Here is a 10,928-nt window from a genome sequence, read left to right as displayed (position 1 = left end):
ATGAAACAGTAGTCACTACCGACTTGTTCATACGACCCATAAGACCCATAAGACCCATTCCTCTCGACTACTTCTCCAAGCGATAAATGTGCACCGCAAAGCGCCGCCATTCGTCGGTGATGGCGCCGCCGGTCACGGGCACTTCGCGGTCCTCGTTGAGCACGGTGCATTTCTTCCACTCGCCCAGGCCCGACAACGTGGCCTTGCACTTGTTGCCGTCGGCATTGCAGGTGAAGACGTAGCGGTATCCGCCGAAATCGCGCACCATGAGCTGCACGCCGTCGTCCACGGAATGGCCCATTTCTTCGTAGACCGGCTCTATTTCAAGTTTGGGTGCGGGCGCCACGAGGGCGTCCTTCAGATCCGCGACTTCACGCGTGACACGCTTGATGTTGTCCCACGCGTCCGAGGGCTGGGGCGTGAAATCGCTGCCCCAATAAATGATGCCGTTCGCGCCCTTGATCAGGGACTGAAACGCCATGAAGCGCGTCTCGTTGTAGGTGGGGTACTGAATCTTCTCCTCGCGCTGCTCCACCACCTCCGTCTCCTGCACGAGCTTCTCCCAGGCAAAGGCCTGGAGCACCATGAAGAGCGGACGATCCGGTCCGGTCACCTTCCGCATCTTGTCCACATAGTCGCCCACCTGGCTGATGCTGGTGTTGTTCAGATCGCCTTGGTGGCCGTTGGGGAAAAGAGCGAACATGGACAGGATGCCGCCGGGGTTCACGGGGTAAATGTCGCAGGCTACGATGTCGGTCCCCGCGTTGTAGGGCTTCATCGTGGAGACGAGATTGGTGGGCGCGTGGTTCATATACAGCAGTTTGTCCGGTGCGAGCTGCTTGATGACCGGATAGGTCTCGGCAAACACCTGCGCCGGGACGCGCTGTCCCGTTTTCAGCCAGTCCCACGCGGGCTCGTCCACGGTTTCTAAGATGGCGAGGGCCGGGTGATCCTTGACCGCTTTCACGCGCTCGATCAGCGCGGCTTCACTCTCCGCGCGCTTTTCCAGGTCCAGCGCGCCCACGGAAGCCCACGCCATCACGCCCGCCGCCTTCGCCTGATCCAGCGTCTCCGGAGAGCCCGCGCGCACGAGATTAAAGCCCGCATCCGCCATCTCCTGATAGGGGCGATCCGACTTCGCGGCATAGTAACTACCGACGATGAGCGTGCGCTTTCCATTCACGAGGATGGTGCCGTCGGTGTCGTAGGTGAGCGTGTAGGGCTGGGCGAATACCTGGAAACAAGCAAGGAACAGAAAGCCGGGCAACCAATGTAATTTCTTCATGACCGATCCTTTTTCGACTGCAACAGCGCTTGGTCTTGTGGGATAGACGACCACAATTGGCTGTACAAATATAATTTCCGGGGGCGATGTACTATGGGCGCGAGCGCCGGGCAAGTTCCGTGATGAACTGTGGCGCCAGCGGCTCCCGGTGATGGGAGAGACAAAGATTCGTGGCCACCTTAACCGGCGCCCGCGTTACATCGGCATTATGCACGTAAAATTGTCCCTGAGCCAGTCGCGCCACGTCATCTCCCGGCGCGCCTTTATTCTGCAACAATTCTTTGATGGCATTGATCACGGCGGGAGCGTTGCCTTTGCCGTAAAAGCTGGTCGAACAATTGGTCACGATACTGTTGTGAATTTCCCTGGGCGCCTGCGTGGCGAATATGAGCCCGAGGCCGTATTTGCGGGCCTGTGCCGCCAGACGCATGAAGCTGTCCCGGCAGGGAGATTTTGACATGGCCGGTATGAAATCCTTCGCCTCATCCAGCACCAGCAGACCGCGCAGCGTGCCACTGTCGGCGGGATGTTTCTTAATCCACGAGAAGAGAGTCATCGCCAGCCGATTCAGAAATTGCTGCTGCTGGTCGAGTGCCGGAAGGCCGACGAAATTGATTACCGAGATCCGCGTTCGACGCGGTGCGGGGTCCAGCCCGAACAAGGCCGCCGGATCGAGCGCGTCGCCCCCGCTGGCCAGCATCGGGTCGATCTGGAGCTGGCTGCGCAGCGCATCGGCCATCTTCGAAGCGTACTTGCGCGCATCATTGATGTTGGCGTCGGCGCCGGTCGGAAGGTCATTCAGGAGTTCGACAAGATTCTCCAGGTTCCCGCCGCCCTGCTCCGCAAAAAAGCGAAGCGCGGCGGTAAGCACGCCGAGCCTGTTGCGTGTTGATTCTCGATTTCCCGGCGCGACGATATCGGCCAGCGCTTCCCTCGCCATGGCCAGCGCATCATTCAGCGCGTCGACGTCCCCCAATAGTGCGCTGAAATCCGGCAATGGCTCCAGACGCAAGGGATTGCCGCCTTCGAGGCCCGGCGTCCAGACGACGGTCTCTGTCGTCTCGAAGAATCGCTCCGCTTTCTCCCGTTCTTCCGGCCGCAAGCTCTCCGGTGCATCGGGCCACGGATCGCCGAGCTGGGCGAGGTCGTTCGCGGTGTCTATGACGATTGCGGGCACGCCCAGGAGTGCGGCCTCTTCGACGAGGCGCTTAATCAGCACGGTCTTTCCCGAACCGGCCCCTGCAAAAATCGCCGTGTGTTTCCGCAGTTCGAGCAGTGGCAATCCAAGCTCGGCTCCCCGTGGCTCGCCTCCGATGATCTGGCGGCCCACCGGCAATGCTACGCCGGCGATCGAGGGCTTGGGTTGCGGCGGGGGTGCGGGTGGCGAGGCGGTCGCATGGGTCGTGTCACTCGCTCCGGACACGTTGTCGTTGCCAGACGGCGCCGTTGCCTGTGGGGGGGCGGCAGGGGTACCCGAATCCGGTGGCGCGTCGCTTCCACCCTGGGCCTCCAGCCCGGCGGCCCCATTGAGCCGGACACTTCTCAGCATGCGCAAGTTATGCGCTGGTTTCCGTGCAATCAGCCAACCATCGAAAGCCTCATGCGCCTCGGCGGACATTTGCTGGAGCGCCCAGAGTGTGGCGATTTCGTCTGGCTCTGGAGCCATGAGAACGCCGCCCTTCTCGTAGAAGTCCGAGAGGCGCTTCGCGGTTACCTCGCCCCCGGGCAGGGGATTTGATCGAAATAGAACCAAGTGCCGAAAACCCAACTTTCGGTCGATGCCGGAACTGGTCATGGCGGCGCGCAGCCGCGCCTGAAATGAGATGGCGTGGGTCTTTTCCATCGCGCGCAGGCAGAAATGTTGTTCGGCACCCGTGGCGAGCTCGATCTTGCGAATGCGGGCATGCAACGGCATGATGCGGTTTCTACCCGGAAACTCGCTGTCCACCACGACGTCATGCGCGTCGTCGGGCGGGGCCTCTTTGACGAGGCATGCCGCCGCTGTTACCAGCAGGCGGGCGAGGCGTTCGTCTTCGAAACCCTCTTCGAGAAGAAACGGGATGTCCGCCCGGCCGCGCAAGTCCTGAAAGCGTTCATCCAATTCCGGCCACTTCGTTGTCTCCGGTGTCCCGGACGGTTCAACAAGCGAATCTGTAAAGGCCCGCAACTCCGTCACGCGGCCGCGGCCGTTACAGGCTCTTCGATGCCCATCGCAACGCTTCAGCAATTCGCGCGGCGCAAGTCCCACGGCGCCTTCGAAGAAAGTTGGCGCGAAGGGCCATGTGGGATGAGGCGGGTTGAAATTCTGAGCGGCATAGGCGCGCTCCAATCGGAGTTGGATCATCGCCTTGGCGGTGGCGACGTCGCCAAGGGGAGGTAGTGATTCGGGCGGCTCAAAACGATCCAGATTGCTTTGGAGTCCAAATTCCCGCAAGGTGCCAAAGCTGCTTTCCAGGCAGGTGACCACGGGCACGGTGCGCAGCGTTGTCGAGTAGAGGCCGCCGAGTCCATTGCAGAGGTCATTGAGAATCTTTTTTGCGAGTTCGACCGATTCGTCCTCTTCTCTCACGCGTTCCGCGCGTGCCGCCTGGCGATTGTAGGCGATGATGGGGTCGAGCTGATCAATGGCAATAATTGTTGGGCCGCAGAGCGACGCAAGCCAGGATAAACCCTGAACGATCTCCGAAGGCTTCTGGCGGATGGTGGAAAAGCCGAAGCGGGCCTTCGCGTCGTCCTCGATCTGCGATCCCTGGAGCCACGTGGAGCCGACACTGTTCACTTCGAAATTGCGGGCGTGAAGGAGTACGGTCGCGCGAACCACATCCCGGTGCTTGGCGGTGTGAATCGCGTCCCTAACCTGGAGATTCCTGAGGATATCGGCGATTGCCGCAGAGAGACCCTCCGGTTTCTGGACGGCCAGGCGATTTACATAGTCCTGCGGATCTACCGTCGAGCTCAGCGCGCCGATCAGGCGCACGAACAGCGAATGCAATTGGGTATGCCCGGAGGCATCGGGCTGATGAAGGGATACCACAAAACCGAGCAGCAAGGTCTCGAAAAAATCGCGCACATCGGTCAAGTCCGCCATGACGAAGGTCATGCCCTCGCGGGAAGCTCGCCTGCGAAGCATGGCCAGAAGATGTGTTTTTCCGGCGCCGGCGGGACCCAGCAGCAGCCGACCCAATGCCGGTCGGGCGCCCTTCAGATTTCGCGCGGCGTCGATGATATCGTCGCAAATGTTGCCGTGCAGACCGGGCGCGTCGGGCAGTTCATCGTCCCATACAAGGTCAGGGTGAACCACCCAGTTAAAGTCGACCTGACGCAGCGCTTCGAGTTCCCCCATTTGCATCACTCCTTCATGTAGACGAGATGGCGCGGATCGTTTCCAATATAGAGGGCCGCCGCGCGATCCGCGTCAAAGGTATCTTGCGGATCATCCAGACGATACAGTACAAGCCGCCCGTCAGCCTGCATGCGTAGAAGCGCCTGATCCTGTGCTTCCTTGGTGAAGGCGGCCAGTTTCTCCCGCAATGGCGCGAGGCGGACACGGGTTTCCCATTGTCCACCCGAAAGCGCCAGGTAGGCGTCTCGGATAGCGTCGTCAATCGAGATCGGTTCCGGCGCGGGGGATTCCGGGCGCGCCTGTTCCGCCGCCTCCACGGCTCCGAGCAATTCGGCCAGCGGGGTGCCGGTTTGTTTCAGGTAATGCTTTAACCGGGGCAAGAGTCCGCGCAAGGCGATAGTAACACTGGGAGTGGTGCTGAATTGCGCGTCCAGGTTTTCCTCGGCCCATTGCCAGGCCCGGTCCGTCAGCACGATGTGGCTCGCGCGGCCACGCTTCTCCAGCGCCACCAGCCCCGCGTTCAGCAGCGGCCCAAGTTTCTTCTTGTCCACACCGGGCTTCGCCTTGGAGACCATGGGCTCGTCGCCGGTGAAAAGCAAATTCCACATCAGCAGCACAAGCAGCGGGGAGATACCGTCGCTCATCGTTTATTTCTCCTTCCGGATAGTACGGACCACATCGCGAATCTTTTCGCATTGCAGCGCCGGATCGTCCATTACTTCGTCGTGGGGCAGGCGCAGGGTACGGTAGCCATCGCACAACAAGCGGTAGTCCCGGTGGCGGTCGGCGGCGAACGCATGGGGACTACTATGCCACCCGTAACCGTCCACCTCAACTGTCAATTTACCTTCGCGCCAGAGCAGGTCGACAATAAACGAGATGCCGCTGGAGGTTTCCACACGCACGTTATACTCGAAGAGGGGCGCCAGCTCGGTATCGCGCGCGAGCCAAAGCGCCAGAAGCTGCTCGCCGGGGCTGGCCGGGTGCGGTCGCCCCAGAATGGGTGGTACAACCAGCCGCAAAGGTTCGTCACGCCGGAGACTCGCCGGGCCCCGATGCGCTGCATTTCCCGCAACAGTGGGTGGAATCTCATCACCAGTTGCACTTTTTCCGTAAACCCGCGCGGAGGAGGTGGATTTGAGAGCATGAGGTGCGACGGTTGCATAGTCCGGTGGAGACGGGTGATCGAGGTTTATCGCGCAGTAGGAGATCGGGTCGAGTTCCGAAGCCGAGCGGTACATCTCAGGCACGAAGGCCGCGACGCGCAGACCCGTCTCGCCGGCGACCCATGCGGCGACTCGTGCGAAGCAGTGCAGTTCTTCAGGCATGGCGTCGGCAACTTCCAATGCCAGCAACAGGACCAGTTCCGGTTGCGCCAGGGTCAGGGTGAGCTGTTGCAACTGTATGGCGGGCGTGAATTGGCGAAGCGTCGGCCTTGCACCTGCGCGGCATCGGCGCACTGCGTGCCGCACCCAGACACGGTTCAAGGTCGGCGTGGCCGCTCCCAGGCGATCGATGACCGGCGTGTCCTGATCTGTTTTCGTGCCTTCGTCCGCATTCGGGTGAGAAAAGGGTTCGATCTCGCCGTACCAGTCCGGCCAGCGGGCCAGGGCAAGCCCGGCAAGCGCCTGAACCAGGAAATCGATGGCCGCGCCAAGATCCGTCCCCATAGGCCAGGAAACCGCCGCCAGCGGTGTTTGCTCTGTAAAGTCCGGCGCGCTGTCCATTTGCGCCAAAGCGTCCACGACGTTTGGCGCAAAAAAGGTTCGCACACGGCCCGGCGGAATTGCCGCGATGTGTGCGGCGATTGGGTGCGGGACCGCCGGTGCCCGTTGTTTGGATTGGTCGTTCACATTTTCCGTCTCGGTTTTTTTCAGCGTTTCCCGATCTATGCCGCCCAGAGGTAGCTCAGGGGTAGCGCCACGAGCCGCTCGCCGAATCGCACCGGTTTTTCGCCCAGGTAGAAGACCACGCCGTGTTGAAAGCGCGACCCCATCTCTTTTTGCAGGAATTCCAGGTGCTTGAAGTCCTTCGTCCCCACGCTTCCCGACGCCTTTACCTCAATCGCTGCGACCTGCCCTTGGGGCGTTTCGAGAATGAAGTCCACTTCGATGCCCGTCCGCTCGCGGAAGTGAAACAGTTCCAGGCGGCCCGTGTACCAGCTCATCTGCTTTCGCAATTCCAGGGCCACATAGTTCTCCACCAGCGCACCAAGGGCGATATCGGGGATTTTGCCCGTGCCGTCGATGCCGAGCAAGTAGGCCATGAGTCCGGTATCGCAGAGCATCAGCTTGGGGGATTTCACCAGTCGTTTGCCCAGGTTGGTGGACCACGGGAGCACGGGCTGGACGAGATAGGTCATTTCCAGGAGCGCCATGTATCGCTTTAGCGTGGAGAGGGGCATTTGCAGCGCGCGAGAGATTTCGGAATAGTTCGCGAGGCCCATGGACCGGCTCGCCAGCAATTGAAGGAGGCGCGGCAGGCTGGAGAGTTGCTCGATGTTGGCCAGGTCGCGCACATCGCGCTGGAGGATCGTGGTGATGTAGGCCCCGTACCACGCATCGCGTCGGCGCGCCGATTTGCGGTAGAGCGCCTCGGGGTAGCCCCCCTCGACGATTTTCTGGAGGTATGCCGCGCGGTCCAGGGCTTTCCCGGCCTTAAACTGCGGCTCGGGACCGAAGAGGGCCGAAAGAAAGCCTTCGGTTTGCCCCGCCAGCTCACCCGCCGAAAAGGGCCACAGGGTCATCACTTCCATCCGCCCCGCCAGGGACTCACTGATTTGGGGCAGAAGCAGCACGTTCGCCGAACCTGTGAGCAGGAAGCGACCCGGCCTCCGGTCGCGGTCGACCAGCAGTTTGATGGCCGGAAAGAGCGCCGGGGCGCGCTGGACCTCGTCGATAATCACCGTGCCCCCATACGTCGATAGAAATCCAGCCGGATCGTGCTGGGCTCCCGCGAGAATCGTCGCGTCGTCCGTGGTCAAGTAGGACGCTTCGGACAGTGCCTGCGTGCAGGCCTGGATGAGCGTGCTCTTGCCGGTCTGGCGTGCTCCGTTGAGGAGGATGACGGGGGTATCTTCCATGGCTTCCTGGAGCATGGGTAGTAAATTTCGCTGTAGCATGGTGTAATTTTAGCCACACCGTGGTTAATTTGTCAATTATATTTCACGCATTAACAGCCTTTATATTGTGACAAATTAACCATTCAATGGTTAATTTGTCACCACATGGCAACAAGAATTCCAGATGCAAAACACCACTTGTCGTATCCACTCCAACCAGATGTCAATATATTGTGCAAGCACAACCACAGCATCAAATCACAAAGTCTCATCCATTGTCACTGGAAACGCGAGCCAAGACACCCCACAATGACCATCAACACTTCTGCCTCACTCAACAACACCATAACCTGAGCTCGCCTGCTTGCGCGGCGCGCCCCGCGCCGTTACAATCCTCCAATGACCATCCACCCCACATACCGCTTCACCGCCGCCGCGCTTTCCCTCACGGCACTGTTCAGCGGCTGCGACGCCATCGTGCGCAATTCCACCGACCCGAGTATCACGTCGCCGGTGGAAATGGCGGTCTTTGAGGGGGGCTATGGCATTGACTGGCACCAGAAGATTGCCGGGCAGTTTAATGAGGCCAACGGGGCGCAGGGAATCCACGTAAATCTCTGGGGCGACCCCCGGGTTATCGAGAAGGTGAAGCCGCGTCTGCTGCGGGGTGATCCACCGGACCTCATGATCATGAATCACCTGCCGATCTGGCGGCTGGTGGCGGCGGGCAAGCTTGCGCCGCTGAACGAGGCCCTGGACAAGCCCCTGCCGGGCGATGATCGGCCCTGGCGCGAACGGTTCATCCCGGGCACGCTGAACACCTACACCAGCGATGGCCAGGTCTACGCCATCCCCTCGGCCTTTGGCGCCTACACGTGCTGGTACGACGCGCGACTTTTTCGCGAGCATGGCTGGGCGCCCCCGAAGACGTGGGCGGAATTTGAGGCGCTGTGCGAATCTATCAAAGCGGCGGGCATCGCGCCGCTGGCCTTTCAGGGGAAATATCCCATCTATGCGTGGTGGACGCTTCAGACCTTGATCCACCGCTGCGGCGGGCTTGTCGCGATCAACCGCATCAACGCGCTGGAACCGGGCGCACTGACCCACCCGGACGTGGTGCGGGCGGCGGGAATGTTGCAGAAGATGAGCGCCGAGTATTTTCAGAAGGGCGCACTGGCCATGACCCACACGGAGAGCCAGCTCCAGTTTATCAACGGTCAGGCAGCCATGATCTTTTGCGGCCTGTGGCTTTCCAACGAAATGAAAGAGAGCACCCCGCCCAGTTTCGAGATGCGCTGCTTCAACGTGCCGGCGGTGGAGGGCGGCAAGGGGAATCCCATGCTCTTCAACGGCGCGGGCTGGGAATATGTCTACATGAGCAGCACGGTCCGCCACCCGGAAGCCACGCTGGAATTCCTCCGCTATCTCGTGTCGCCGGAACGGGCGCCGGACATGGGCCGGAGCATCGGGGTGATTTCCGCGATGAAAGGGGCCACGCCGCGCGAGGCCGTGACGCCCCCGCTCCAGTCCGCGCTGGACATGATCGAACCGGCCCAGGGCATCTTTCAGATCCGGCTGGAGAGCCTGCTGCTTCCCTGGCGCGTGCAGGTGATGCAGCCCGCGACGGCAAAGCTGTTGGCGGGCGAAGTCACACCGGAGGAATACTGCCAGATGCTGGAAGCGGGTGTGATGGCGGCGAAGGCCGAGCCCGACGCCATCCTTCCGGCGCCCGTGCTCTATGACCCCATCGCCTTCGGAGAGCCGTCATGAGCCTGCGCGGAAAGGAAGAGCGACGATTCATTGCGGTGTTTCTCGCGCCAGCGTTTCTGCTCTTCACGGCGTTCGTGTTTCTTCCCGCGGTGCGGGCGCTGCTGTACAGCCTCCAGAAGTGGGACGGCCTCGGCGAGCCCCGCTGGGTGGGCCTGGCGAATTTCACCCGGCTCCTGCGCGACGACACCATCTTCCTCACGGCGCTGGGGCACAACCTGATGCTTTTCTCCATCGCGGGCGGCCTTACCATCGCGCTGGCGCTCTTCTTCGCTTCGGTGTTGAGTCAGCGCGTTCATGGCGCGGGGCTCTTCCGCATCGTATTCTTTTTTCCGAATGTCATCGCCATGGTGGCCATCGCGCTGCTTTGGATCCTGCTGTACAGCACGACGGACTTTGGCGTGATCAACGCCATGCTTGTGCAAGTGCGCGATGCGGCGTTGGCGGTGGGCCTGTCCTTCCCCGGCATTGATCTGCCCTATCCTTTTCTTCAGTCGAAACACCTGATGCTTTCCATCATCCCCATGATCGTGTGGAGCGCCACGGGCTTCTACATGGTGCTCTTCCTGGCGGCCATGGGCGGCATCCCCCAGAGTTACTACGAGGCTGCGCGGCTGGAAGGCGCCAACCATCGCCAGCGGTTTTTCCACATCACCCTGCCGCTCATGCGGGAGATCCTCGTGGTCGCGGCGGTCTTCATGATCATCAGCATGATGAAGTATTTCGACCCCGTCTGGGTGATGGAAAACGAGATCCCCACTCGCGAGTCCCACGTGCTCGCCACGCTGCTCTACCAGAAGGTCTTCACCGAGTTCGACATGGGCTACGCGTCGGCGGTGGCGGTACTGTTGTTTTTGATTGTGCTCGGCGCGTCGGCGTTCAGTTTGACGTGGTCGCGCAAGGAACGCATTGAGTATTGATGGTGAAGAGGTTGAACCAGTAGAGTAGGGTGGGGCCGTAGCCCCACCCCCTCGTCAAACCGGACGTGCAGATTTCCCGCATCCGGCTTTCCTCTGTGCTCTCGCCTTGGGCATTCGTGTTACTTTCCAATTTGTCATAGCTTGCCGAGTCCCATGTGGTGGAAGGCTTCGTAGTAGGTCATGCCTTGCGGCGGTCTCCATGGTCTTTGGCTGCGCCTGTTCAGGTGCCGCCTCAGCCGTTCCCTCGTGTAGGCGTTGATATCTCGATATGCCTTGGCAGGGTAACCCACGCTGTAGTATTGCTTCCAGCCCTTGAGCTGGAGGTTGACCCGATGGATGAGGTCTGGTAGTGGTGTGTGACTCTGACTGGTGTTGATGAGCTTGCGTATGTTTTCCCGCTCACGTTCCAGCGCACCTTTGGAAGGGGCCATGTTCAAATACCTATGACTCCCGCCGTTCAGGTCCCGGTCATACCGGAAGGTATACCCGAGAAAGTCCACCGCCGTTCCTTCTCCTTTGAGGTTAACCACGCGGGTCTTCTCACGGTTTATC

At 60.8% G+C, this 10,928-nt stretch carries 8 protein-coding genes; 2 read left to right on the top strand and 6 right to left on the bottom strand.

From position 1 onward, the window contains the following. Window positions 1-67 precede the first annotated feature (67 nt). The 5 genes from JNK74_08860 to JNK74_08840 form a co-directional block, all read right to left on the bottom strand. Window positions 68-1,285 carry a hypothetical protein gene (locus JNK74_08860; GenBank protein ID MBL7646282.1) on the bottom strand — a complete coding sequence of 406 codons (1,218 nt, stop codon included), beginning with the start codon at window positions 1,283-1,285 and terminating at the stop codon, window positions 68-70. A gap of 91 nt (window positions 1,286-1,376) precedes the next feature. Beyond that, window positions 1,377-4,628: a DUF87 domain-containing protein gene (locus tag JNK74_08855; GenBank protein MBL7646281.1), complete on the bottom strand. Its 3,252-nt coding sequence runs from the start codon at window positions 4,626-4,628 to the stop codon at window positions 1,377-1,379. A gap of 5 nt (window positions 4,629-4,633) precedes the next feature. Continuing rightward, window positions 4,634-5,272 carry a hypothetical protein gene (locus tag JNK74_08850; protein ID MBL7646280.1) on the bottom strand — a complete coding sequence of 213 codons (639 nt, stop codon included), beginning with the start codon at window positions 5,270-5,272 and terminating at the stop codon, window positions 4,634-4,636. 3 nt (window positions 5,273-5,275) lie between these two features. Then, a complete protein-coding gene (locus tag JNK74_08845) occupies window positions 5,276-6,355 on the bottom strand; it encodes a DUF559 domain-containing protein (GenBank protein MBL7646279.1) in 1,080 nt (359 codons plus the stop codon). A gap of 161 nt (window positions 6,356-6,516) precedes the next feature. Continuing rightward, window positions 6,517-7,749, bottom strand: a complete 1,233-nt coding sequence (locus JNK74_08840; protein MBL7646278.1) for an ATP-binding protein — start codon at window positions 7,747-7,749, stop codon at window positions 6,517-6,519. Window positions 7,750-8,088: 339 nt separating this feature from the next. Between JNK74_08840 and JNK74_08835 the strand changes: the two genes are divergently transcribed. Further along, the gene (locus JNK74_08835; protein ID MBL7646277.1) at window positions 8,089-9,459 is read left to right on the top strand and encodes an extracellular solute-binding protein; all 1,371 of its coding nucleotides are present in this window, start codon (window positions 8,089-8,091) and stop codon (window positions 9,457-9,459) included. Then, window positions 9,456-10,376 carry a sugar ABC transporter permease gene (locus JNK74_08830; protein MBL7646276.1) on the top strand — a complete coding sequence of 307 codons (921 nt, stop codon included), beginning with the start codon at window positions 9,456-9,458 and terminating at the stop codon, window positions 10,374-10,376. The genes JNK74_08835 and JNK74_08830 overlap by 4 nt, the downstream gene beginning before the upstream one ends. A gap of 134 nt (window positions 10,377-10,510) precedes the next feature. On the opposite strand, the gene JNK74_08825 is transcribed toward JNK74_08830, so the two are convergent. Continuing rightward, window positions 10,511-10,928: hypothetical protein (locus JNK74_08825; GenBank protein MBL7646275.1), on the bottom strand; the 418-nt coding region annotated here is incomplete at its 5' end.

It is taken from the genome of Candidatus Hydrogenedentota bacterium (genome assembly GCA_016791475.1).
GTDB lineage: Bacteria > Hydrogenedentota > Hydrogenedentia > Hydrogenedentales > JAEUWI01 > JAEUWI01.
Note: the sequence above shows the minus strand (reverse complement) of the source record. Positions and strands in the feature narration are given on the sequence as shown.